Here is a 22,198-nt window from a genome sequence, read left to right on the forward strand (position 1 = left end):
CTTACTCCTCATCCAGGGCCGGGGCATCGCGGCTGGACTTGCGCCTTGCCAGCCACAGCTCGAAGCGGTAGACGCGATCGACCGCCAGCGCGGTCACTCCCATCACACAGGCCGTGCTGGCCACGATGACGGCCAGGATGCGCAGGCCCTGATGACGGATCAGATCGGGGTATTCGGTGACCACCAGCATGGCGGGCACAAAGAACAGCAGCATCTCGGCCAGCAGCCAGTTGGTGCCGCCTTGCAGCCAGCGCGCCTTGACCAGGCCCGAGAACAGCCCCACGGCCAGCAGGCCGAAACCGATCAGGCCGGCCGGCATGCTCCAGCCGAAATGCTGGCGCAGCACATCCATGGCAATCCAGATAGCGCTGAGCAGGCACACTTGCAGCACGGCCTTGAGTAGTTGCAAGAGAGTCTGGGCAAAAGAATGGCTGCCGCCCTGGGCGCGAGGGGTGGCAGCTTCCGGAATCTGTGACATGGATGAGATTCTAGGGTTTTCACCTATATTCATAAAATGACTTATTCTCATTTTTTCCATGCGTAAAAGGAATTGTCATGGACCTGCGTGCCCTGCGTTACTTCATCGAGGTTGTGCGCCAGAACGGCTTTACCCGCGCGGCTGACGCCTTGCACGTGACCCAGCCCACCATCAGCAAGATGGTCAAGGCGCTGGAGGACGAATTCGGTGGCCGTCTGCTGCTGCGCGAAGGCCGGGGCGTGCAGCTGACCGACGCAGGTCAGGTGGTCTATGACCGCGGACTGGAGATTCTGGAGCAGGCCCAGCTGCTGCGCCGTCAGGTGGCCGAGGTGGACCACATCACGCGCGGCGAGCTGTCCCTGGGCATCATGCCCACCACGGGGCACTACATGGCGCCGGTGATCGCACTGTTCCAGCAGCGCTATCCAGGCGTGAATCTGCAGGTCAACGAGCAGGGCGCGCGCGCCCAGTACCAGCTGATCCAGGAAGGCAAGCTGGACATGGCGCTGGGCCTGTTCGCGGCCCCCGATCCGGCGCTGGAGCGCTACACGGTGGCGCGCCAGAAGACGCGCGTGGTGCTGCCTGCCCAGCAGGTGGCTGACCCCGGCCAGCCCATGCGCTGGAGCGATCTGCGCGACCTGCCGTTTGTGCTCTATACCTCGGACTTTGCACTGCACGAGCATGTGCTGCAGCAATGCGAGGCGGCGGGCTTCACGCCCCAGGTCAAGCTGCAGACGCGCTACTGGGACTTCATCGGCCATCTGGTCGCGGCCCAGGTGGGTGTGGCCGTGATGTTCGAGCATGTCATCGCGCGCTACGACCCGCAGCGCGTGGCCAGCCGACCCCTGGTGGAGCCAGAGATCCCCTGGGATGTGGCGCTGATGTGGCGGCCCGGCTATCTGTCGCGCGCGGCCCAGGCCTGGCTGAACTGCGTGCGTGAGGTGTATCCACAGCCGCTGCTGGGGGCGGCTTTTCCGGATTTTCAAAACTGATAGCTGTATTCTTATGTCCAGTAAGCGATGCAAGGCTTTTTGATGCTTGATGTCAGTCCCGGCCTTTGTTGCTAAGCTCGCAGCCATGCCTCGCCCGTTCTCTTCCCATCGCTCCAGCAACTTGCGCCGCAGCACTGCGGTGCGCCAGCCCGCGCCCCGGCCCGAGGTCACGCGCCTGCTGTGCTTTCACAAGCCCTATGGGGTGCTGAGCCAGTTCACGCCCGAGGGCAAATGGCAGGGCCTCAAGGACTGGATCGATGCGCCCGGTGTCTATGTGGCGGGCCGGCTCGATGCCGACAGCGAAGGCCTGCTGCTGCTGACCAATGACGGCCAGTTGCAGGCTCGCATTGCCGATCCGCGCCACAAGATGGAGAAGACCTACTGGGTGCAGGTCGAAGGCGTGCCCGACGAAGCCGCGCTGCAGCGCCTGCGCGACGGCGTCGAATTGAGCGACGGCAAGACCCTGCCCGCGAGGGCCCGCCTGATAGAACCCCAGCCCAGCATGTGGCCGCGCAACCCGCCGATTCGCGTGCGCCAGAACATTCCCGATTGCTGGATCGAGCTCATCATCCGCGAGGGCAAGAACCGCCAGGTGCGCCGCATGACCGCTGCCGTCGGCCATCCCACGCTGCGCCTGGTGCGCATGGCCGTGGGGCCTTACTCGATCGAAGGGCTGGAGCCCGGCCAGTGGCTGGATGTGCTGCCGGTCGTTTAGCGCAAGGTATCGAGCCGCTGCAGCTCATCTTCATCTTCGGGCAGGGCAAATGCCTGCCAGCGCGGCAGAGCCGGCCAGGGGCGAAAGCGAATCCAGCCCACTTGCACCTCCTGCAGATTGCCCTGCAGTACTGCAAGAGCGGGATTCAGTTCGGACTGGCGAGTCCGCACGCAGTCGCGCAGCGATTGCATGGCTTGCTGGCCGCGTCCGAGAAAGCGCTGCCTGCCCCACCAATCGGGGGATGGTTGGCACTGGGCATAGGCCAGTGGCAGGCTGCCGACTTCTCCTTGCACCACGGAAACCAGGGCCTGCAGGTGCATATTGAGCTGTTCCTGGGGCATCAGACCCGCCAGTTGCAGCTCCAGCGCATCCCCATGAAAACGATAGCGTGCGGGTAGCGCAGCGCTGAGGGTATAGCTGCTGCCGCTGCGCGAGCGGGCACGGTGACTGAGGACGCGGCTGCCTTGCTCCAGCAATGGGCGCACCAGTTGCAGCAAGGCCTGCTGCTGCTCGGCATTGTGATGCCTCAGGGGGATGCGCAGCCGCGTGCTGTCATAGCCCCGCCATTGCTCGCGCCAGACCATCCAGCCTGCCGTATGCGGTACGAAGAAAATCAGGGTGACCACGCACAACATGGGCACAATGCCTGTCGCCAGTGACCAGGCCGCCCGGATCTCGGCGGCGGCAGCGGCATCCTCGCCCAGGCTGACGAGATTGCCGCTCAGCTTGATGAGCGTTGCAAGACTGATGGCAAATACCAGACCACAGACCAGAGAAAGCTGCTCGGGCGAGTAAAGGCGGTCGGGAAGATGAATCAGGGTGGTCAGCGCGGCGGCGCATCCCAGCAGCACCACGGCTGCGGACAGCAGATAAAACAGGGCTCCAGGGGCCTGCTGCTGGAGATCGAGGGCCGGGTTTTGTTCGAGCTTGTGTAGCCATTGCCTGTGGCGCCACCGGCGCAGCGGCTGCCATAGCAGGGCGCTGACCGCCAGGCCGGCGAGCATGCTGATGAGCAGCGCCGAAAAAGCCCATAGCAGCAAGGCTGCCAGCAACAAGAAAACCAGTCCGACCAGCCAGTTCATGCCCGCGATTGTCCTTTTAAATTGATAGCTGCTTGCGATTGATAGGCAGGCGTTTGAGTCTGTTCTACATGAAAAAAAGCGCTGCCTGCAAACGCAGGTCAGCGCGATGCTTGCAGGCTGCGGGATCAGCTGCAGCTTTTGTTGTTGGCGCCGTGCATGCCGGCGGCCTTGGCATCGGCTTCGCTCATGTACTTGCCGTTCTTGGTCGTACCGTAGAAACGGGTGCCGGGGCAGTGATAGATCTTGCTGTCCTCATTGGCCCAGACCTTGCCTGCCCCGCCGCCAGGTGCTGCGGTCGTGGCCGGCTTGGCGCCTGCAGCCCCTGGTGCCGGTGCCGCCTTCGCGGCTGGTGCTGCCGCCGGCTTAGCGGGCATGGGGGCTGTTTTGGCGGCCGGAGCAGCAGGAGCTGCTGCCGGAGCCTGGGCCAGGCTGGGCAATGTGCCGCTGACCAGGGCTGAAGCCAGGCAAATTTTCCATAAATTGCGCATACGAACTCCCTCCAACAGATGTGATGTCACAAGGCGTGACAAGCGCATGCTGCTACGGAAGACCCGATCCCGCAAGCGTCGGCCGTCAGGCTTCAGGTCCCGCTGACATAAGGGTTCAGCTTGCGCTCGCGGCCGAAGCTGCTTTCTGGGCCATGGCCGGGGATGAAGATCGTCTGGTCGCCCATGGGCCACAGACGCTGCACGATGGAGTCGATCAGCTGCTGATGGTTGCCCTGGGGGAAGTCCGTGCGGCCTATGCTGCCGGCAAACAGCACATCGCCGACAAAGGCGCGGTCGATCTGCGGCGAGTGGAAGACCACATGGCCGGGCGTGTGGCCGGGGCAGTGGCGCACGTTCAGCGTTTCCTGGCCGATGGTCACGGTGTCGCCGTCATGCAGCCAGCGCGTGGGCACAAAGGGGTCGGAGTGGGGAAAGCCGAACATGGCGCCTTGCTGGGGCAGGCCGTCGATCCAGAATTGATCGCCCTCATGCGGGCCGATGATGGGCAAGGCGTGCTTGGCCGCCAGCTCGCTGGTGCCTCCGGCATGGTCGATATGGGCGTGGGTGATCCAGATGGCCTTGAGATTCAGGCCCAGGCGCTCCGCCTCCCACTCGATCTGCTCGATATCACCACCGGGGTCGATGACGGCCGCATCCATGGTCTGGTCGCACCAGACGAGAGAGCAGTTCTGTTGAAAGGCGGTGACGGGGACGGTGTGATATTGCAACATGGGTGACTTGTATTTTTCGGGCGTTTGCGTAGTCTCGCGGTCAGCGAACCCCGCAAGCATGACACGGCATGACACGCGCATCAAAAATGCCCGCTCAGATTCTGGCGTCATCCCTCATTTGAGCTAGCATGGATGCGAGTGCCCCATTTTGGTGCGGGCTGCTAAAACGTATTTGTGCTGCAAGGCAGCGGGCAGTCGCTTCATGGGAAGCGGCCCGACACAGTTTCAAGATCGTTCAGGCCGTGCCCATGCCCATGCAATACAAGTTCCTCCCACGGGCAGGAATGGCAGGGGACGGGTCGGTCTGGAGGAAAACCGTTTTCAAACTCCAGGAGACTCTGCATGTCTACCTCTTCCAACCAGCCGAGCGGCGCTGACGCCCAGCGTGGTGACGCCCAGCGCTCTGGCGCCCAACGCTCTGGCGCCCAACGCATCGGCATCCCGCGGGAAACATTTCCGCTGGAAAAGCGTGTGGCCACCGTACCCGATGTGGTTGAAAAACTCGTCAAGCTGGGTTTTTCGGTCGCCATCGAATCGGGCGCTGGCGATGCCGCCAACTTCAGCGACGAGGCCTACCGGGCCGCGGGGGCCGAAGTCCTGCCCACGGCCGCAGCGCTCTGGGCTGGCGCCGACATCATCTTCAAGGTGAGGCCGCCCACTCAGGAGGAGGTAGCCTTGATGCGCGAAGGCCAGATCCTGATCGACTTCATCTGGCCGGCCCAGAACCCCGACCTGATGCAGCAGCTGGAGGCCCGGAAAGTGACTGTGCTGGCGATCGATGCGCTGCCCCGCACGCTTAGCCGCGCGCAGAAGATGGATGCGCTGACTTCGATGGCTGGCGTCTCTGGCTACCGCGCCGTGATCGAGGCCGCCAACGCCTTTGGTCGCTATTTCAATGGCCAGATCACGGCGGCAGGCAAGGTACCACCCGCCAAGGTCTTCATTGCTGGCGCTGGCGTGGCCGGCCTGTCGGCCATCGGCACGGCCGCCAACCTGGGCGCCATCGTGCGCGCCAATGACACGCGTGCCGAGGTGGCCGATCAGGTCACTTCGCTGGGCGGCGAGTTCGTCAAGGTCGATTACGAAGAAGACGGTGCTGGCGGCGGTGGCTATGCCAAGGTGATGAGCGAGGGCTTCCAGGCCGCGCAGCGCCAGATGTATGCCCAGCAGGCCAGGGAGGCCGACATCATCATCACCACCGCGCTGATTCCCGGAAAACCGGCGCCCAAGCTGATCACGGCCGAGATGGTGCAGAGCATGAAGCCCGGCAGCGTGATCGTCGACATGGCGGCCGAGCAGGGCGGCAACTGCGAGCTGACCGTGCCCAATGAGGCCGTGGTGCGCCACGGCGTGACCATCATCGGCTACACCGACCTCGCATCGCGCCTGGCCAAGCAGTCGTCAACGCTGTATGCGACCAATCTGCTGCGCCTGACGGAAGAGCTGTGCAAGGCCAAGGATGGCGTGGCCGTGGTGAATATGGAGGACGATGCGATTCGAGGCCTGACGGTTGTCAAGGACGGCGAAATCACCTGGCCTGCTCCGCCCATTGCCCAGGCACCCAAGCCAGCCCCCAAGCCCGCTGCGGCGGTGGTGGAGCAGAAGAAAGGCGGCCATGGCCACGGCGCTGCCGGACCGCTGCCGGCCAAGACCTTGGCCATTATTTTTGCGATTGCTGCCGTGGCCTTCTGGTTCATCGGCGCCTATGCGCCAGCGGCCTTCCTGGGGCACTTCACGGTGTTCGTGCTGGCCTGTTTCATCGGCTACATGGTGGTGTGGAATGTGACGCCTGCACTGCACACGCCGCTGATGAGCGTGACGAACGCCATCTCCAGCATCATCGCCATTGGCGCGCTGGTGCAGATTGCGCCGCCGGGCACGGCAGGCACGGGCCGTCCGGATGAACTGATTCGCTGGCTGGCCTTTGCCGCGCTTGTGTTGACTGCAGTCAATATGTTTGGCGGCTTTGCCGTGACACGCCGCATGCTGGCCATGTTCCGCAAATAAGAAGAACGAGCACAAGAGAGAAACACCATGTCCCAAAGTCTCGCAACGGTAGCCTATCTGGGGGCTGCCATTTTGTTCATCCTCAGCCTCGGCGGCCTGTCGAACCCCGAAACCTCGCGCCGCGGCAATCTGTTCGGCATGGTCGGCATGGCGCTGGCCGTGATGGCCACTGTGTTCGGCCCGCGTGTCGATGCCGGCGGCATCGCCTGGATCGTCGGCGCGCTGGTGCTCGGCGGTGGTATCGGCCTGTATGCGGCCAGGGTCGTCAAGATGACCCAGATGCCCGAGCTGGTCGCCCTCATGCACAGCCTGGTCGGTCTGGCGGCATGTCTGGTGGGCTTTGCCAGCTATGTCGATACCTCCATCCAGCTCGCTGGCGCAGAAAAAGCCATTCACGAGGTGGAAATCTACGTGGGCATCCTGATCGGTGCGGTCACCTTCTCGGGCTCGCTGATTGCCTTCGGCAAGCTCAACGGCAGGATAGGCGGCAAGCCGCTGCTGCTGCCCGCACGCCACTGGCTCAATCTGCTCGCGCTGCTGGTGGTGATCTGGTTCGGCCGCGAGTTTCTGCATGCCGAAACCGTGGCTGACGGCATGTTGCCGCTGGTCGTGATGACCACCATTGCGCTGCTGTTCGGCGTGCACATGGTCATGGCCATCGGTGGCGCCGACATGCCCGTGGTGGTCTCCATGCTCAACAGCTACTCGGGCTGGGCGGCGGCGGCCACCGGCTTCATGCTGGGCAATGACCTGCTGATCGTCACGGGCGCGCTGGTGGGCTCTTCGGGTGCCATCCTGAGCTACATCATGTGCCAGGCCATGAATCGCAACTTCATAAGCGTGATTGCGGGCGGCTTCGGCTCCGGCGCGCCGGCCAGGAAGGGCGGTGCCGCTGCGGCTGCCGAGCCCCAGGGCGAAGTGGCGCCCGTCAGCGCGGCCGAGACGGCCGAGCTGCTGCGCGAAGCCAAGAGCGCCATCATCGTGCCCGGCTACGGCATGGCCGTGGCCCAGGCCCAGCACACGGTCAACGAAATCACCAGGACCCTGCGCGAAAAAGGCGTCGCTGTGCGCTTTGCCATCCATCCGGTGGCGGGCCGCATGCCCGGTCACATGAACGTGCTGCTGGCCGAGGCCAAGGTGCCTTACGACATCGTGATGGAGATGGACGAGATCAACGAAGACTTCCCCGAGACCGATGTGGCCATCGTCATCGGCGCGAACGACATCGTGAACCCCGCGGCTCAGGACGACCCTGACAGTCCCATCGCCGGCATGCCGGTGCTGGAAGTGTGGAAGGCCAAGACCTCCATCGTGATGAAGCGCTCCATGGCCTCCGGCTATGCAGGCGTGGACAATCCGCTGTTCTACAAGGACAACAACCGCATGCTGTTCGGCGATGCCAAGAAGATGCTCGACGAGGTGCTGGGAGCGCTGAAGAGCTGATGAAATGGGGCGACTGCCCCTGATGCGATCCTCTGCAGCCATGCAATGCGGGAGGAGGCCATCCTGTGCCGGGCGTCCCCGCCGCGAGGCGGCTCCTGCCCTGCGTGCGGGGCTTGCAGCCTGGGTCTGTCCCTGAAATGCCTGCGGTGTTCGGCCGCAGGCATTTTGTCTTTCAGAGATGCGGGACGGCGATCTCGCCCAGCAGCACGGCGGCAATCACCAGCATCAGCGTGCCCGACAGGCGCGAGACGGCCAGCGCGGCTGCGGGGCGCGAGCGCAGCACGCTTTGCGAGCCCCAGCCCACGCCGAAGTAGACCACGGCACAGCTGGCCGCATGGACGGCGCCCAGCACCATGATCTGCGCAAACACCGGCCAGCCCTCGGCGGGCCGCACAAACTGCGGTAGCAGGGCCAGCAGCAGCAACAGCTGTTTGGGATTGAGGCCGCTGACGCTGGCTCCCTTGACCGTCCAGTGCCAGCGCGTTCCGGCCTCTGCATCTGCGGCACGGCTGATGGCGGCCGGGCTGCGCCACAGGCCCACGCCCAGCCAGGCCAGATAAAGCGCGCCGGTGGCCGTCAAGGCGGTCAGCAGGGCCGGGTTGCGTGCGACCAGGGCGCCTACGCCGGCAGCCACCGCCAGCGTGGCCAGCAGCGCGCCGCAGGCCAGGCCCAGCGTGGCAGGCAGCACCAGCCGCCGGCCGCGCAGACCGGCCGAGATCACATAGGCCCAGTCGGCCCCGGGCGTGAGCACCAGAAGAAAGGAAACGGCCCAGAAGGCGGTCAAGGCGGCGTAGGACACGAAATTCCCTCGAAAAGCGTTGATACCGAGAGAATATGGAAGAGGAGCGAGAATGTGCTCTCAATATTCGCCGCTGATCGGTTTGAAATTGGAAGAAACTGCCACGTGAATTCGCTGGATCGAAAAATTCTTGCTGCGCTCGAAAACAATGGCCGCCTCACGGTGACCGAGCTGGCCGAGCAGGTGGGCCTGAGCCTGTCGCCCTGCCACCGGCGTGTGCGTGCGCTGGAGGAATCGGGCGTGATTCGCGGCTACCGCGCCGAGCTGGACCCTGTGGCACTGGGGCTGGATTTTTCGTCGCTGGTCTTTGTCACGCTCAAGGACAGCAAGTCCGTGCCCGCGTTCGAGGACGCGGTGGCCCGGCTCGACAATGTGGTGCAGGCCCAGCGCCTGTTTGGCGACCCGGACTACCTGCTGCAGGTCGTGGTGCGGGATCTGCCGGCCTATCAGCGGCTCTATGATGAGCACCTGACCCGGCTGCCCGGCGTGCTGCGCATGACTTCCACGCTGGTCATGAAGCATGTGGTGACCAACAGACCGCTGACCTCCGCGATGGAGTAGCCATGAAAAAGCGCCGGTGACTTTCGTCACAGGCGCTTTGGGTCAGTCAGATTTGCTATTGATTCAGAAGCTAATTGCGCTTTCTTATCAAGGTTTTCAGGTATTTATATATCTGAAAACCTTTGAAAGAAAGCGCTAGCAGCTACTAAAAAAATAGAATTTCCGGATCAGGAACCCAGCTTGAGCGAACCCTTCATGAGGGCCGAGTGGCCGGGGAAGCTGCAGAAGAAGGCGTAGTCCGTGCCAGCCTTGAGCTTGGCCACGTCGATATCGAACTTGGTGGTCTCGCCGCCGCCGATGAGCTTGGAATGCGCCAGCACGCGTGCATCGCCGGCCTTCACATAGTCGGCGCCAGCGCCGGCGGCCATGCCGTCGGTGATCACGGGCTGCATATCGGCTGCGGTGCTGACCACGATGTTGTGGCCCATGGCCGTCTTGGGCATCTTGCCCACATGCTTGAGAGTCACGCTGAACTTCTTGCAGGACTTGGGCACATCGATGCTTTTGACATTGAACTGCATGGCGTCGTTGCTCTCGACGACGGCTTCGCAGCCTGCCGCCATGGCGGGTGCGCTCAGGGCACCGGCTGCACACAGGGCCAGGGTCATCAGAATCTTCTTCATTGGCTATTCCTTTTCCTAAAAGCGAAACGGGAACCGCTGTGGCCTTGTCGCCCTCCAGGTTCCGCCGTTCATTCTTTCGGAAACCTGCCCAGCCGGCTCAGTACAACTCATGCTCGCATGGGTTGTACTGTTGCACCTTGCGCTAACTCAATTCGCCGAGCATGCCTGCGCTGCCGGCGTTGCTTGCACGCCTCAGAGCGTCAGGTCATAGCCAATGGTGATGGGCGCGTGGTCCGAGAACTTCTCGCCCTTGTAGATGGACTCGGTGCGTGCCAGGGCCGCGACCGCCGGCGTGGCCAGGTGGTAGTCCAGTCGCCATCCCACGTTGTTGGCATAGGCCTGGCCCCGGTTGCTCCACCATGTGTAGCAGGCATCCGTGGTGTCGGGCTGGAGCAGGCGGTAGACGTCCACCAGACCGCCGCTGATCTCGGTCTTGTGCAACAGCTTCGTCATCCAGTCGCGCTCTTCGGGCAGGAAGCCGCTGTTCTTCTGGTTGCCGCGCCAGTTCTTCAGGTCGGCCTGCTGGTGGGCGATGTTGATGTCGCCACAGAGCACGAAGTCACGCTCGGCCTTGAGGTGCATCAAGTGACTGTGCATCTTGGCCAGAAAGCGGAACTTGGCTTCCTGGCGCAGCTCGCCCGAGCTGCCGCTGGGAAAGTAGGCGCTGATGACGGAGAGCTTGCGCGTGGGGGTGTCGAAGCGGGTTTCGACATAGCGGCCTTCGGCGTCGAACTCGTCGATGTCGAAGCCCACGACCACATCGCTGGGCTCGTGGCGGGTATAGACGCCCACGCCCGAGTAGCCCTTCTTCTCGGCAAAGTGGAAGTAGCCCTTCATGCCGGCCAACACTTCGAAGCGCCCGGCCATATCCGAAGCCTGGGCCTTGATTTCCTGGACACAAATACAATCCGGCGCAGTGGCTTCGATCCAGGCTTCGGCGCCTTTGGTCGTGGCAGAGCGGATACCGTTGAGGTTGAGGCTGGTTAATTTGAACAAGGATGAATCCATGGTGGTGAGTGAGAAGCCAATGGGCGGTGCAGACCGTCTGGCGCAGGATTTCGTGCAGTTTGCCGTCGATGCGGGCGTGCTGCGTTTTGGCGAATTCAAGACCAAGGCCGGGCGCATGAGCCCGTACTTCTTCAATGCCGGCCTGTTCGACGATGGGGCCAAGATGGCCCGTCTTTCTGAATTCTATGCAAAAGCCATTCTGGCCAGCGGCATGGAGTTTGACATGGTCTTCGGCCCTGCCTACAAGGGCATTCCTCTGGCTGCGACGGTGGCGGTGGAGCTGGCGCGCCAGGGCAAGAACGTGCCCTTTGCCTATAACCGCAAGGAAGCCAAGGATCATGGCGAAGGCGGCACCCTGGTGGGCGCTCCCCTCAAGGGCCGCGTGCTCATCATCGACGACGTGATGTCGGCCGGCACGGCTGCGCGTGAGTCGATTGCTATCATCAAGGCTGCCGGTGCCGAGCCGCACGCCGTGGCCATCGCTCTGGATCGTCAGGAAATGGCAACAGAGAATGGTCAGGACGTGTCGCACAGCGCTGTGCAATATGTGCGCAACCAGCTGGGCATGCAGGTGTGTGCGATTGCCAAGCTGGCCGATTTGTTGCTTTATCTCGAGCAGCAAGGCGGCGAGGCCGGCCCCGAGCATCATGAACGCGTGCTGGCCTACCGTCAGCGTTATGGCGTCGAAGACAAGGAATAAACACGCAAATGAAGCAGGCCTTGCATGCAAAACTCGGTTTGTATGTGGTAGCTACCGTCTGGGCAGGAGTCATGCCGGCTCAAGCCCAGGCCCCAGCCAATAGCGGCGGTATCTACGCCTGCACGGATGCCAACGGGAGGCGCATCACGGCCGACAGGCCGATTGCCTCCTGTGTCGATCGCGAGCAGCGTGTGCTCGGCAACACGGGGGTCGAACTGCGCCGCGTGGGCCCGACACTGACCGATCAGGAGCGCAGCGCCCTGGAAGCCAAGCGCCGCCAGGATCAGGCCGAGCAGCAGCGCCTGCGCGAAGAACGCTCGCGTGACCGCGCCATGCTGGCGCGCTTCCCCAATCAGGGTGTGCATGACGCCGCCAGAGCCGAGGCGATTTCCCAGGTCAACGATGTGATCGGCGTGGCCCAGCAGCGCCAGGTCGATCTCAAGGAGCGCCGCCGCAAGCTCAATACCGAGCTGGAGTTCTACCAGAACGATCCGAAGAAGGCTCCGGCCAATCTGCGCCGCCAGCTGGACGACAACACGGACTCCCAGGCCGAGCAGCAGCGCTTCATCAAGCAGCAGGAAGAGGAAAAGCAGCGCATCAGCCAGCGCTTCGATGCCGAGCTGCAGCAGCTGCGCAAGCTATGGGCGGACCAGACACCGACCGCACCACGCGCGCCCTGAGAGCGTGTCGCGCCTTCAGTCTTCGTGACTGTTCTTGTGCATGGCCATGACGCGGCCCAGCAGCAGGGCCGCAATCCAGGCCACTGCGGCGATGATCAATGGCATCTGTACCAGCAGCGATGCCTGGGCCATGAGCAGCAGGGCATCGGCCTGCCACAGCGCCCCATAACCCTTGAACAATCCATAGGCCAGCCATAGCAGCAGGCCAGCACTGGCAATGGTGGCCATGTTGCGCATATTGCGGCCGTCACGGCTGCCCGCTGGAACGCGAAGGGCCGAGCGCCAGAGCCAGCCCATGGCAGCCAGCACCAGCAGCACGCAGGCCGCAACGGACAGCGGCAACCAGAGGGAAAGAGGAATCAGCGACATGGCGCCGCACTTTAGCCCAGTTGATCCCTGGATGAAAAAGAAAATACCCACCGGGGTGGGCATGCATGAAGGGGCTTGTCAGCGGCTCAGTTTGCGCGCCAGACCAGATAGTGGCCCGGCACGGACTGGATGCCCAGCACGGTTGCGTGGTGGGCGAGCAGCTCTTCGAAGGTCTTGGTGACCTCGCTGCTGGCGGTGCTCCCCTCGTACTCCGTGGCCACCTGTGTCGCGGTAAAGGAATTGGCGCCAAAGCTTTGCACGATGTTGCGCAGCTTGTCGAGGTTGGGGGTGAACACGGCGTCCATGGCAGCAACTCCTTTTCGGGCAATCAAACCAGTACTGCCCATAGTTTATCCAGCAGGACAGGTCAGGCAAGAGGGCTTTGCCCCCAGGGTTATTGATTGATGGATAGCAGGGTGCGGATCACGTCGGAGCGCGTGATGACGCCGACCAGGGTCTTGCCTCGCAGCACGGCAATGAACTGCACGCTATGCGATGCCAGCTCGTGCAGCAGATCGCCCATGGGAGTGTCTTCCTGCACGCTCATCTCGGGCGCGCGCATCAGCTCCTGGGCCACGGATTGCACCTTGGATGGCCGGCTGCGCAGGCGTTGCCAGAGATTTTGCTGCTGGCGTGAGCGATGGTCCTGCCAGAGCCAGTCGAACAGGTCGGCACGCAGCACACGGCCGATCAGCTCGCCCTGGGCATCGACCACGGGCAGACTTTTGACCAGATGACGGTGAAACAGCTCGGCTACTTCCTCGAGCGGAGTCTGCGGGCCCACGGTCAGCAGCTTGGCGGACATGACGGTGCCGCAGTTCACGCTGGACAGGCGGCGCTTGATGGCCTCTTCCTCGGCGGCGGCCAGCAGCTCGCCCAGATCCTCGGGGGTCAGGTTGTAGCTTTGTTCAAAGCGTTGCAGCAGCTGCTCCAGATCCTGCTCGCTCAGCGCCAGACGCGTGGTGGGGCGCCGGGTTTTGGCCACCTGGGGCGGCTGGTGCAGATAAGGGCGGCCGCAGGCGCGATGGTAGAGCACGCCGACGGCGGCAAGAACGCCCGAGAGCACGGCCATGGGTACCAGCAGATGCCAGCCCAGCGGCGCCATCTGGGTCGCAGCCAGTACTGTCAGCAAGGCCACGGCACCTCCCGGCGGGTGCAGGGCACGCAGCAGCAGCATCAGGGCGATGGCGCCCGCCACCGCCAGCGCAGCCAGCGAGGTCTGGGACAGCATGGGGAACGCCCACAGCAGCAGCAGGGTGTAGAGCGCGGGCACGGTGTTGCCGACCACACAGTTCCAGGGCTGGGCCAGCGGGCTGCTGGGCACGGCGAACACCAGCACGGCCGTGGCGCCCAGCGGTGCGAACAGGAACAGGGTGTTGGGAAAGAAATGCTCGACCAGTCCCACCAGGATGCCGGCCAGTGCCAGACCCAGGCCGGCACCGATGCTGGCGCGTACCAGCTCTTTCCAAGAAGGGCGCGAGGCCACCGGCCCCAGGCGTTGCCACATTGTTTGCATGACGGACATATAGGCTATGGCTGCTGGGTTGCAGAATGGACAGCTGCACCCGCAATGTTGTATTTGCTAATGCGGCAATTCTGTCAAAAAAAGCTCCACAGGGTGGGCTGTGGAGCTTTGGCAGCGGGGCTGGCGCTTCAGGCTGGCACGGCACCGGCGCTCAGCACTTCGACCAGCGGTTTGCGGCTGGACGGCAGCTCGCGTTCGCGCAGGTCGTCGGGCAGGGTGGCTGCATCGGCGCGGCGGCCCACGGCAATCACGCATTCGGGCACCAGATGCTCGGGCAGCTTCAGCACCTTGCGGGCTTCGTCCGCCGAGAAGCCGCCCATGGCATGTGTAGCCAGACCCATGGCATGGGCCTGCAGCGCCAGGTAGCCCCAGGCACAGCCCGCATCGAAGCTGTGCTTGGCGGCCGAGGCCTGCTTGTCCGACAGCAGCACGATCAGCGCGCCGCCATTCAGACACCAGCGGCGGTTGGCTTCGTTGGGGATCTGCGAGAACGCCTGCCAGTTCGCGTCGTCACGCAGGGCATAGGCAAAGTGCCAGGGTTGCCTGTTGCTGGCCGAAGGCGCCCAGCGGGCGGCTTCCACCAGTTGCTCGATCTGGGCGGCGCTCAATGCTTCGGGCACAAAGGCGCGCGGCGACATGCGCTCTATGAATTGCGTGTGAACGGGGACGGTGCTGGTACGGGTGGTGCTCATGGTGATCTCTCAAAAGAAACGGGCCCGTCTGCGGTGCAGAGGCGGGCCCGAAACGATAGCGCAAGCTTCGGCTCCTGTTCAGGAGCCGGGAGATCAGGACTTTTGATCCGGTTGCGTGCCGATGCCGCGCAGATGGCGTTCCATGCGGAACATCACCAGTGCCATCATCACCATCACCAGGCAGGAAATCAGCAGCGTGGCAAACGCCGTGTCCATGCCCAGAAACTCCCACTTTTCCTCATCGGGGTTGTCGCCGCGCAGCTTGGCGGCCGTGCGGTCGAACGACAGCGTGTAGTTGGTCAGCAAGGTGTTGACGATCTGCGGGGCGGACTGCTGCTGCAGCTTCTTGGCCAGGCTCTCGTTGCCCAGCACCTTCTCCAGGGCCGTGGGCAGTCCCTTGAGATAGGCCGCATAAGAGCCTTCGCCATGCTCCATCTCGGCCGCCTGGGCGCGGTCGTTGATCTCGGAGGCCAGGTTCACCGGGTCCATCAGCATTGCGTCTTCGCCCGAAGCCTCGGCCGCGGCGGCCATCGCTGCATCGGCTGCCGCGTCTGCCGCGTCTGCGGCGGCGCGGGCCATGCGGTCCTCGCGGGTCAGCGAGATGCGGCGAGCCGTCCAGGCCGCGTCGACTTCGGCAGCGGCTGCGTCGGCGGCATCCTTGTCGCAGCAGGAGTTCTCACGCGCTTCGCGCATCTTGATCTGGCGGCTGACATCGTCGGCCGAGGGCAGGGCATCGCCCTTGAGCAGTGGGTGGATAGGATCCAGGCCCTGGCTGTTGCTTTCGGCTTCCACGCGCTTGCGCGCTGCCGTGTCCCTGTAGATGAAGCCGCGCAGCAGGCCGTCGGCCTTGCGGAAGTCGGGACGCAGTGCCGGGTCGGCCAGGCGTTTTTCGATGGGCACGGCATTGCCGAGGCCGCTCAGGTCGCGGCCGGTCTCCTCTTCCATGTACTTGAGGTCGTAGGGCGCATCCTTCCAGTTCAGCGCCGTCGCGCCGGTCGTGACGCCTTCGGTCTTCTTGGGCTTGTAGTGGTCCCAGATCCAGTGGCCCATGCCAAACAGCACAAAGATGGAGAAGGCCAGCAGGACAAGACGCAGAACCTGAATCAGCAAATCTTCTGCGCGGCGCAAGAGGGTCAGCATAGGCAACAAATCCTTGGAAAAAGCTTGAATGGTCTGCACTTTCAACTATGAAATTGGAAGCGCATGAATGATCGCGATTGTAGGAAACGAATCGGAAAGTCGTAATTTGTTACAGCCGGCGCGGTGGGCCTATCCCGGCTGTCTGCAGCCTGCGGGCCTGGGGCGATGCACCCAGATGCTGTAACGGAATTACGAAACCGCTGTAATGGAGTTTTGATGGATCGAGGCTGGATCATGGGTAAGACGTCGCTGGATAAATCGAAGATCAAGTTTTTGCTGCTTGAGGGCATACATCCCTCCGCGCTCAAGGTGCTGCATGACGCGGGCTATACCAATGTGGAGGCGCTGACCGGCGCGCTGGACGGCGAGGAGCTCAAGCGCAAGATCGCCGACGTGCACTTTGTCGGCATCCGCTCGCGCACCCAGCTCACGGCCGATGTGTTCGCGGCCGCGCAGAAGCTGGTCGCCGTGGGCTGCTTTTGCATAGGCACCAACCAGGTCGACCTCAATGCGGCGCGCGAGCGCGGTGTGGTGGTCTTCAACGCACCTTATTCCAACACCCGCTCCGTGGCCGAGCTGGTGCTGGGCGAAGCCATCCTGCTGCTGCGCGGCATCCCCGAAAAGAACGCCGTCTCCCACCGCGGCGGCTGGAAGAAGAGCGCAGAGAACTCCTTCGAGATTCGCGGCAAGACGCTGGGCATCGTCGGCTATGGCTCCATCGGCACCCAGCTGTCGGTGCTGGCCGAAGGCCTGGGCATGAAGGTCATCTTCCACGACGTGGTGACCAAGCTGCCGCTGGGCAATGCCCAGCAGAGCAGCGGTCTCAACGAGCTGCTGGCCCAGTCCGACATCGTCACCCTGCATGTGCCCGAGCTGGCCTCCACGAACGGCATGATGGGCGCGACCCAGATTGCCGCCATGAAGCCCGGCAGCATTCTCATCAATGCCTCGCGCGGCACGGTGGTCGATATCGAGGCCCTGGCCGAGTCGCTCAGGAGCGGCAAGCTGCTGGGCGCCGCCATCGACGTCTTCCCCAAGGAGCCCAAGAGCAACAAGGACGAATTCCTGTCGCCGCTGCGCGGCATGGACAATGTCATTCTCACGCCGCACATCGGCGGCTCCACCATGGAAGCGCAGGCCAATATCGGTCTGGAAGTGGCGGAGAAGCTGGTCAAGTACAGCGACAACGGCACCACCACCTCGGCCGTCAACTTCCCCGAAGTGGCGCTGCCCGAGCATCCTGGCAACAACCGCATCCTGCATGTGCACGAGAACCGCCCCGGCATTCTCTCGGCCATCAACCAGGTGTTTGCCGACAACGGCATCAATATCGCGGGCCAGTATCTGCGCACCGATGAGAAGGTCGGCTATGTGGTGATCGATATCGATGCCAAGTCCTCGGCGCTGGCGCTGGAGAAGCTCGCGCAGATCGCGGGCACCATCCGCTGCCGCGTGCTGTTCTGAGGCCTGGGCCGCTGAACGACAAGGGAGACTTCGGTCTCCTTTTTTCATGGCTCGGTCATCGATGCTGCCAGTCTGGGGCCGGGATGCACGCTGCGCTGGAAGATATGGTGTTTTGCGTCGCTGATGCTAGGCTTGTGCCGTCACAGACCCTCCCGCTTGCACAATGACTACACCACCCAAGAGAGAGTTCACCTTCCGTGGCGTGCTGTTGGGCGCGCTCATCACCCTGGCGTTCACCGCCGCCAACGTCTATCTGGGGCTCAAGGTCGGGCTGACCTTTGCCTCGGCGATTCCCGCCGCCGTGATCTCCATGGCCTTGCTCTATCGCTTCAAGGATTCCAACATTCTTGAAAACAATCTGGTGCAGACCCAGGCCTCGGCGGCCGGCACCTTGTCCTCGGTCATCTTCGTGCTGCCGGCCCTGCTCATGCTGGGGCTGTGGACGGGCTTCCCGTTCTGGCAGACGGCATTGATCTGTGCGGCCGGCGGTACGCTGGGCGTGCTCTACACCGTGCCCCTGCGCCGCGTGCTGGTGGTGCAGTCCGAGCTGCCCTATCCCGAGGGCGTGGCCGCTGCCGAGGTGTTGCGCGTAGGCGACGAGCAGCGCCATCTCCACGATCCGCAGAACCAGGGCAAGCCCCGCAGTTCGGGCTTGCGCGAGCTGGGCTGGGGCACGGGGCTGGCCGCGCTGTTCGGTTTTCTCAGCGGCGGTCTGCGTCTGCTCGGCGATGCCTTCAATTTCTGGATTCCCGCAGGCAGCGTGGCCTTTCGCGTGGCGGCGGGCTTTTCGCCCGCCCTGCTGGCCGCCGGCTATCTGATGGGCGCGGCTGCGGGCATTGCGGTGCTTGTGGGGCTGGCGTTGTGCTGGGGTGTGGTCGTACCCTGGCTGACGGCCCAGGCTTCTCCTGCGGCCGGCCAGGCGCTCTCCGAGCTGTCCACCCAGCTCTGGGGCAGCAAGGCCCGCTTTCTGGGGGCGGGCGTCATCGGCATCTCGGCGCTGTGGACCGTGGCCACGCTGGCCAAGCCCATTGTGCTGGCGATTCGCAACCAGCCTGCGCGCAGCGTTGCCGAGGGGGCCGGTGGCGATGAAACCGACAAGGACATGCCGCGCAGCTGGATGCTGATGATAGGAGCCGTCGCGCTGGGCGTGCTGTTCCTGGTAGTCAATGACTTCATCGCCGGGCATATGCCCGACCTGGCCGTCGGCGCGCGCTACGGACTGGCGGCCCTGTGCGTGCTGTTCGCGGCCCTGTTCGGTTTTCTGGTGGCGGCGGCCTGCGGCTATATGGCCGGTCTGGTCGGCTCTTCGGCCAGTCCCATCTCGGGCATCGGCATCATCGCCACCCTGCTGATGGGCGTGGCCCTGCTGGCGCTGCATGCCCTGGTGCCGGCCTATGCCAGTGCCGTCTCCGGACAGATGGGCATTGCGTTGGTGCTGTTCATGGTCTCGGCGGTTCTGGCCATGGCCGCCATCTCCAACGACAACCTGCAGGATCTCAAGACCGGCTACCTGGTGGGTGCCACGCCCTGGCGTCAGCAGATCGTGCTCGTCATCGGCTGTCTGGTGGGGGCGCTGGTCATACCGCCCGTGCTGGATCTGCTCTACAACGCCTACGGTTTTGCAGGCAGCATGCCGCGAGCCGGCATGGACCCGAATCAGGCCCTGGCCGCGCCGCAGGCCACGCTGATGATGCAGATTGCCAGCGGCATCTTCAAGGGCTCGCTGGACTGGAGCATGCTGGGTCTGGGCGTGGCCGTGGGCATTGCCGTCATCCTGATCGATCTGGCCTTGCGCAGGAGCGGCAAGGGCGCGCTGCCGCCGCTGGCCGTGGGTCTGGGCATCTATCTGCCGCCCACCATAGGCCTGACGCTGACCATAGGCGCGGTGCTGGGCTGGTGCATTGCCAGAGCCATCAAGGCCTATGCGCAGCGCGGCGGCAAGGACTGGACGGCAGCGGCCGAGGAGCGCGGCCTGCTGCTGGCCTCTGGCCTGATCGTGGGCGAGAGCCTGATGGGCCTGCTGATTGCGGCACTGATAGGCTTCAGCGGCAAGGATGCGCCACTGGCCCTGGTGGGCGAGGGCTTTGCGCCCGCCATGTGGTTGGGCCTGGCCTATTTCGTGGGCCTGTGTGTGTTCTTTTATCACCGGGTGCTGAGCAAATGAAGACAGGAAAATTCGACGGGGAACAGACCGAATACCGCCGGGGCAACTTCGGCTTCGCGCATGAGTGGCTGCAGGAGTTCAAGACGCTGGACGAGGTGCTGCAGCGGCTGCACGCGCTGCGTGCCGCCGACCCTGCACATCGCTACCTCTGCACGCTGGACGATGTGAGTCAGTGCAGCTACACCAGCGGCCATGCGAGCCAGGATGAGCGCCTGTATCTGGATGACCCCGAGGACATGGACTGGGAGGACCCGGCGCAGGAGCAGGCCCTGACGCTGGCTTCGCTGCAGCACCGCGTGGCGCAGCTGCAGCGGCCCGAGCTGGTGCAGGACTGGGCGCAGGTCTGCGGCACGCTGCTGCTGGCGGCCGAGGATGTAGATGCCCTGCTGCTGGCCAACCGCAGTCCCGAGGTGCTGCTCGACGAGGTGGTCTATGTCCAGCGTCTGCCCGTGCCCAGCGACGAACTCATGATTGCAGGCCAGCCCAATGGCTATTTCAGCGCGGACTGGGACAGTTTTCAGAACCATGCCTTGATCCGCCATCTGGCAGCCCAATACGGCTACCGTTTCTTCGGCATGGGCGCTGCGTGGATGGGCTTTGTGCGCGCCAGCTTGCCCGATGCGGCGCTGGTCGAGCGGCTGATAGAGGATTTGCGCAGACTCTATGGCAAGGGGCGGCCCGAGCTGTGCGAGCATCAGGGCTGGTCGCAGCTGGCGTCTGCGCTGCTATCGCGGCGCACGTTGATGCTGGGCTATGCCGAGAGCCTGGCCGAGGGTCTGGGGCTGGAGCCGCCTTGTGCAAGTGCGATGGAAAGCTGACAGGGTGTGATGCAGCGGCCGCGCAGCCGGCCCTGAAATGCACGGTTTCGGCAGCGCTGGTTTTATAGTGTGCCGGCTACCCCCGCGGCGCAGGCCGCTTTTTTGCAACCTAGGAGAAACCGATGGCAGGTCATTTCGAGTTGAGCAAGAGCAGCGATGGGCAGTTCCGGTTTGTGCTCAAGGCCGGCAACGGCGAGATCATTCTCACCAGCGAGCTGTACAAGACCCGGGCGGCGGCCGAGAACGGCATCGCCTCGGTACAGACCAACAGCCCGTTGGCCGAGCGCTACGAGAAAAAGACCGCCAGCAACGGCAAGGAGCATTTCAACCTCAAGGCCGCCAACCACCAGGTCATAGGCAGCAGCCAGCTCTATGCCTCGGCGGCCTCGCGCGATGCGGGCATCGAGTCCGTGAGGAAGAACGGCGCGACCACGAGCATCAAGGATCTGGCCGGCGCTTGAGACTCAGGGCCGGCCGCGCCGCGGTCGGCCATGCACCGCTTTGCCGCGCGCCGCACCAGAGTCCTTCAGGCCGCCTTGTGGCGCGCGTCCACAAACTGCTCAATGGCGCTCCAGAAGCCGTTGGCGCGGAAGATGCTCGAATGGTTGGCCTGGGCAAACGCCAGCACCTGCACTGCCTTGCCCTTGAGGCTGTGCAGCAGCGCATCGGTGCGCTCGGGCAGCACCACCTGGTCGCGTCCCGCGCGCAGCACGAGAATCGGCCCCCGGTAGTTGCGCAGATGCGCGGCAGAGTCAAACGGGTCTCGCAGCAGCAGCTCCACGGGCAGCCAGCCATACATGCCGCGCACGGTGTTGAGAACGCTGTCGAAAGGAGTGACCAGCACCAGCTGGTCCGGCTGGCGCAGATCGGCCACGGCAGCCGCCACGCCCGTGCCCAGGCTGCGACCGATCACGGTGATGGGCAGCTCGGGGTGCAGGCGCCTGACCTCGTCGAACAGGGCGGCTGCATCGAGCTCCATCAGCTCCTGCGTGGGCTCGCCCTCGCTGGCACCGTAGCCGCGGTAGGCCAGCATGTAGATATCGCTGTGCGGCAGGCTGCGCGCCAGCTGCTGGCGCCGGTGGGCAATGTTCTCGGCATTGCCGCCAAAGTAGATCACCGCATTGCGCGCCTTGCCATCCGCCGGGTGCAGCTGCCAGCCCCGCAGCAGCACATCGGCGCGCTGCAGCGAGAAATCGGTGCTCTCGGCCGCCACCTGCGTGCTGCCGCCCGGAAAAATCATCTGGCGCTGCTGCGCAAACATATAGCTGCAGATACAGATATAGACCGCCAGGCACAGGGCCAGCAGCCAGAGCAGGGGCTTGAGCAGCTTGGAGAACATGGAGCGCAAAGATATGGGGTTTGCGCCGGATTGTGCGCAGATTTGTGTGGGTTTGGTGTGCGCTTTACCTCGGCTTTATGTAAGCGGCGGTTTGAGGAATTGATAGCGGGTGGCGCTGGTGTCGTCTGTGCTTGGGCTGGTTTGGCTCGTGGTGATGCTTTAGCTGTTTTGGCGAGGCTGATTGCATGCCTGCTTTGCTTGCAGAGGGCGGGTCTCGGCCCGCCTGCCGACCGACTTTCTGCTGCCAGAAAGTCGGCAAAGAGCCAGCCCCTACTGCCCCCGTCCCTCCGGCTTCGCCTGCGGGCAACCTGCGCCGTCAAGCTCTTGGGGCTGTGCGGCAAAACTCACTGCGTGCTGGCGCACTCCGCTCAAACAGGTTG

General features: G+C 63.8%; 24 protein-coding genes. 11 read left to right on the forward strand and 13 right to left on the reverse strand.

What is annotated here, in order from left to right; translation table 11 throughout:
* Position 1: 1 nt before the first annotated feature.
* Entirely contained in the window at positions 2-478 is a 477-nt protein-coding gene (locus O987_RS01270) for a CidA/LrgA family protein (RefSeq protein WP_141567838.1), read from the reverse strand.
* A 77-nt stretch (positions 479-555) separates the two neighbouring features.
* Here O987_RS01270 and O987_RS01275 point away from each other — a divergent pair, with 77 nt between their 5' ends.
* Both O987_RS01275 and O987_RS01280 read left to right on the forward strand, forming a co-directional pair.
* Positions 556-1,470 carry a LysR family transcriptional regulator gene (locus O987_RS01275; protein ID WP_043370577.1) on the forward strand — a complete coding sequence of 305 codons (915 nt, stop codon included), beginning with the start codon at positions 556-558 and terminating at the stop codon, positions 1,468-1,470.
* A gap of 49 nt (positions 1,471-1,519) precedes the next feature.
* Positions 1,520-2,185, forward strand: a complete 666-nt coding sequence (locus O987_RS01280; RefSeq protein ID WP_003059515.1) for a pseudouridine synthase — start codon at positions 1,520-1,522, stop codon at positions 2,183-2,185.
* On the opposite strand, the gene O987_RS01285 is transcribed toward O987_RS01280, so the two are convergent.
* The 3 genes from O987_RS01285 to O987_RS01295 all read right to left on the reverse strand — a co-directional run bounded on the left by O987_RS01285 (position 2,182) and on the right by O987_RS01295 (position 4,486).
* Positions 2,182-3,267, reverse strand: a complete 1,086-nt coding sequence (locus O987_RS01285) for a hypothetical protein (RefSeq protein WP_043370578.1) — start codon at positions 3,265-3,267, stop codon at positions 2,182-2,184. The genes O987_RS01280 and O987_RS01285 overlap by 4 nt on opposite strands.
* A gap of 125 nt (positions 3,268-3,392) precedes the next feature.
* Positions 3,393-3,755, reverse strand: coding sequence for a hypothetical protein (locus tag O987_RS29330; protein ID WP_003059512.1), 363 nt, complete (start codon positions 3,753-3,755; stop codon positions 3,393-3,395).
* 92 nt (positions 3,756-3,847) lie between these two features.
* Positions 3,848-4,486: an MBL fold metallo-hydrolase gene (locus tag O987_RS01295; RefSeq protein ID WP_043370580.1), complete on the reverse strand. Its 639-nt coding sequence runs from the start codon at positions 4,484-4,486 to the stop codon at positions 3,848-3,850.
* A gap of 342 nt (positions 4,487-4,828) precedes the next feature.
* Here O987_RS01295 and O987_RS01300 point away from each other — a divergent pair, with 342 nt between their 5' ends.
* Entirely contained in the window at positions 4,829-6,493 is a 1,665-nt protein-coding gene (locus O987_RS01300; protein ID WP_235214235.1) for a Re/Si-specific NAD(P)(+) transhydrogenase subunit alpha, read from the forward strand.
* 27 nt (positions 6,494-6,520) lie between these two features.
* Positions 6,521-7,936 (forward strand): Re/Si-specific NAD(P)(+) transhydrogenase subunit beta, encoded by a 1,416-nt coding sequence (pntB, locus tag O987_RS01305; protein WP_043370581.1) that lies wholly within the window; start codon positions 6,521-6,523, stop codon positions 7,934-7,936.
* A gap of 172 nt (positions 7,937-8,108) precedes the next feature.
* Here pntB and O987_RS01310 read toward each other — a convergent pair whose 3' ends face one another.
* Positions 8,109-8,735 carry a LysE family translocator gene (locus O987_RS01310; RefSeq protein ID WP_003059507.1) on the reverse strand — a complete coding sequence of 209 codons (627 nt, stop codon included), beginning with the start codon at positions 8,733-8,735 and terminating at the stop codon, positions 8,109-8,111.
* A 105-nt stretch (positions 8,736-8,840) separates the two neighbouring features.
* Between O987_RS01310 and O987_RS01315 the strand changes: the two genes are divergently transcribed.
* A complete protein-coding gene (locus O987_RS01315; RefSeq protein ID WP_019042313.1) occupies positions 8,841-9,296 on the forward strand; it encodes an Lrp/AsnC family transcriptional regulator in 456 nt (151 codons plus the stop codon).
* A 167-nt stretch (positions 9,297-9,463) separates the two neighbouring features.
* Here O987_RS01315 and azu read toward each other — a convergent pair whose 3' ends face one another.
* On the reverse strand, positions 9,464-9,919 hold the full coding sequence (gene azu, locus O987_RS01320; protein ID WP_003059504.1) for an azurin: 456 nt from the start codon (positions 9,917-9,919) through the stop codon (positions 9,464-9,466).
* A 192-nt stretch (positions 9,920-10,111) separates the two neighbouring features.
* The gene (locus O987_RS01325) at positions 10,112-10,915 is read right to left on the reverse strand and encodes an exodeoxyribonuclease III (protein ID WP_019042312.1); all 804 of its coding nucleotides are present in this window, start codon (positions 10,913-10,915) and stop codon (positions 10,112-10,114) included.
* Positions 10,916-10,925: 10 nt separating this feature from the next.
* On the opposite strand from O987_RS01325, the gene pyrE reads away from it, so the two are divergent.
* Together pyrE and O987_RS01335 are read left to right on the forward strand one after the other, a co-directional pair.
* Positions 10,926-11,627, forward strand: a complete 702-nt coding sequence (pyrE, locus tag O987_RS01330; RefSeq protein ID WP_003059500.1) for an orotate phosphoribosyltransferase — start codon at positions 10,926-10,928, stop codon at positions 11,625-11,627.
* A gap of 8 nt (positions 11,628-11,635) precedes the next feature.
* On the forward strand, positions 11,636-12,307 hold the full coding sequence (locus O987_RS01335) for a hypothetical protein (RefSeq protein WP_043370583.1): 672 nt from the start codon (positions 11,636-11,638) through the stop codon (positions 12,305-12,307).
* A 15-nt stretch (positions 12,308-12,322) separates the two neighbouring features.
* Here O987_RS01335 and O987_RS01340 read toward each other — a convergent pair whose 3' ends face one another.
* The 5 genes from O987_RS01340 to O987_RS01360 all read right to left on the reverse strand — a co-directional run bounded on the left by O987_RS01340 (position 12,323) and on the right by O987_RS01360 (position 16,033).
* Complete coding sequence (locus O987_RS01340; RefSeq protein WP_019042310.1) at positions 12,323-12,676, reverse strand: hypothetical protein; 354 nt, start codon at positions 12,674-12,676, stop codon at positions 12,323-12,325.
* Positions 12,677-12,762: 86 nt separating this feature from the next.
* On the reverse strand, positions 12,763-12,981 hold the full coding sequence (locus tag O987_RS01345; RefSeq protein ID WP_043370584.1) for a hypothetical protein: 219 nt from the start codon (positions 12,979-12,981) through the stop codon (positions 12,763-12,765).
* Positions 12,982-13,070: 89 nt separating this feature from the next.
* On the reverse strand, positions 13,071-14,192 hold the full coding sequence (locus O987_RS01350) for an HPP family protein (protein ID WP_235214236.1): 1,122 nt from the start codon (positions 14,190-14,192) through the stop codon (positions 13,071-13,073).
* Between the two features lie 137 nt (positions 14,193-14,329).
* Entirely contained in the window at positions 14,330-14,893 is a 564-nt protein-coding gene (locus O987_RS01355; RefSeq protein WP_043370587.1) for a nitroreductase family protein, read from the reverse strand.
* A 93-nt stretch (positions 14,894-14,986) separates the two neighbouring features.
* Positions 14,987-16,033, reverse strand: a complete 1,047-nt coding sequence (locus tag O987_RS01360; RefSeq protein WP_043376001.1) for a hypothetical protein — start codon at positions 16,031-16,033, stop codon at positions 14,987-14,989.
* A gap of 234 nt (positions 16,034-16,267) precedes the next feature.
* Between O987_RS01360 and serA the strand changes: the two genes are divergently transcribed.
* The 4 genes from serA (at position 16,268) to O987_RS01380 (ending at position 20,940) form a co-directional block, all read left to right on the forward strand.
* The gene (gene serA, locus O987_RS01365) at positions 16,268-17,497 is read left to right on the forward strand and encodes a phosphoglycerate dehydrogenase (protein ID WP_043376003.1); all 1,230 of its coding nucleotides are present in this window, start codon (positions 16,268-16,270) and stop codon (positions 17,495-17,497) included.
* A gap of 163 nt (positions 17,498-17,660) precedes the next feature.
* Positions 17,661-19,661: an OPT family oligopeptide transporter gene (locus O987_RS01370; protein ID WP_043370589.1), complete on the forward strand. Its 2,001-nt coding sequence runs from the start codon at positions 17,661-17,663 to the stop codon at positions 19,659-19,661.
* On the forward strand, positions 19,658-20,479 hold the full coding sequence (locus O987_RS01375) for a hypothetical protein (protein ID WP_043370590.1): 822 nt from the start codon (positions 19,658-19,660) through the stop codon (positions 20,477-20,479). The genes O987_RS01370 and O987_RS01375 overlap by 4 nt, the downstream gene beginning before the upstream one ends.
* Before the next feature lie 122 nt (positions 20,480-20,601).
* Positions 20,602-20,940 (forward strand): YegP family protein, encoded by a 339-nt coding sequence (locus O987_RS01380; RefSeq protein ID WP_003059482.1) that lies wholly within the window; start codon positions 20,602-20,604, stop codon positions 20,938-20,940.
* Positions 20,941-21,005: 65 nt separating this feature from the next.
* On the opposite strand, the gene O987_RS01385 is transcribed toward O987_RS01380, so the two are convergent.
* Positions 21,006-21,818, reverse strand: coding sequence for an alpha/beta hydrolase (locus tag O987_RS01385; RefSeq protein ID WP_043370593.1), 813 nt, complete (start codon positions 21,816-21,818; stop codon positions 21,006-21,008).
* Positions 21,819-22,198 lie beyond the last annotated feature (380 nt).

This window comes from Comamonas testosteroni TK102, from assembly GCF_000739375.1.
Taxonomy (GTDB): domain Bacteria; phylum Pseudomonadota; class Gammaproteobacteria; order Burkholderiales; family Burkholderiaceae_C; genus Comamonas; species Comamonas brasiliensis.

Excerpts from the sequence above, each read along its gene's own strand:
- O987_RS01270 (WP_141567838.1), bottom strand. The coding sequence starts at position 478 with ATGTCACAGATTCCGGAAGCTGCCACCCCTCGCGCCCAGGGCGGCAGC.
- O987_RS01275 (WP_043370577.1), top strand. The coding sequence starts at position 556 with ATGGACCTGCGTGCCCTGCGTTACTTCATCGAGGTTGTGCGCCAGAAC.
- O987_RS01280 (WP_003059515.1), top strand. The coding sequence starts at position 1,520 with ATGTCAGTCCCGGCCTTTGTTGCTAAGCTCGCAGCCATGCCTCGCCCG.
- O987_RS01285 (WP_043370578.1), bottom strand. The coding sequence starts at position 3,267 with ATGAACTGGCTGGTCGGACTGGTTTTCTTGTTGCTGGCAGCCTTGCTG.
- O987_RS29330 (WP_003059512.1), bottom strand. The coding sequence starts at position 3,755 with ATGCGCAATTTATGGAAAATTTGCCTGGCTTCAGCCCTGGTCAGCGGC.
- O987_RS01295 (WP_043370580.1), bottom strand. The coding sequence starts at position 4,486 with ATGTTGCAATATCACACCGTCCCCGTCACCGCCTTTCAACAGAACTGC.
- O987_RS01300 (WP_235214235.1), top strand. The coding sequence starts at position 4,829 with ATGTCTACCTCTTCCAACCAGCCGAGCGGCGCTGACGCCCAGCGTGGT.
- pntB (WP_043370581.1), top strand. The coding sequence starts at position 6,521 with ATGTCCCAAAGTCTCGCAACGGTAGCCTATCTGGGGGCTGCCATTTTG.
- azu (WP_003059504.1), bottom strand. The coding sequence starts at position 9,919 with ATGAAGAAGATTCTGATGACCCTGGCCCTGTGTGCAGCCGGTGCCCTG.
- pyrE (WP_003059500.1), top strand. The coding sequence starts at position 10,926 with ATGGTGGTGAGTGAGAAGCCAATGGGCGGTGCAGACCGTCTGGCGCAG.
- O987_RS01335 (WP_043370583.1), top strand. The coding sequence starts at position 11,636 with ATGAAGCAGGCCTTGCATGCAAAACTCGGTTTGTATGTGGTAGCTACC.
- O987_RS01340 (WP_019042310.1), bottom strand. The coding sequence starts at position 12,676 with ATGTCGCTGATTCCTCTTTCCCTCTGGTTGCCGCTGTCCGTTGCGGCC.
- O987_RS01345 (WP_043370584.1), bottom strand. The coding sequence starts at position 12,981 with ATGGACGCCGTGTTCACCCCCAACCTCGACAAGCTGCGCAACATCGTG.
- O987_RS01350 (WP_235214236.1), bottom strand. The coding sequence starts at position 14,192 with ATGCAAACAATGTGGCAACGCCTGGGGCCGGTGGCCTCGCGCCCTTCT.
- O987_RS01355 (WP_043370587.1), bottom strand. The coding sequence starts at position 14,893 with ATGAGCACCACCCGTACCAGCACCGTCCCCGTTCACACGCAATTCATA.
- O987_RS01360 (WP_043376001.1), bottom strand. The coding sequence starts at position 16,033 with ATGCTGACCCTCTTGCGCCGCGCAGAAGATTTGCTGATTCAGGTTCTG.
- serA (WP_043376003.1), top strand. The coding sequence starts at position 16,268 with ATGGGTAAGACGTCGCTGGATAAATCGAAGATCAAGTTTTTGCTGCTT.
- O987_RS01370 (WP_043370589.1), top strand. The coding sequence starts at position 17,661 with ATGACTACACCACCCAAGAGAGAGTTCACCTTCCGTGGCGTGCTGTTG.
- O987_RS01375 (WP_043370590.1), top strand. The coding sequence starts at position 19,658 with ATGAAGACAGGAAAATTCGACGGGGAACAGACCGAATACCGCCGGGGC.
- O987_RS01380 (WP_003059482.1), top strand. The coding sequence starts at position 20,602 with ATGGCAGGTCATTTCGAGTTGAGCAAGAGCAGCGATGGGCAGTTCCGG.
- O987_RS01385 (WP_043370593.1), bottom strand. The coding sequence starts at position 21,818 with ATGTTCTCCAAGCTGCTCAAGCCCCTGCTCTGGCTGCTGGCCCTGTGC.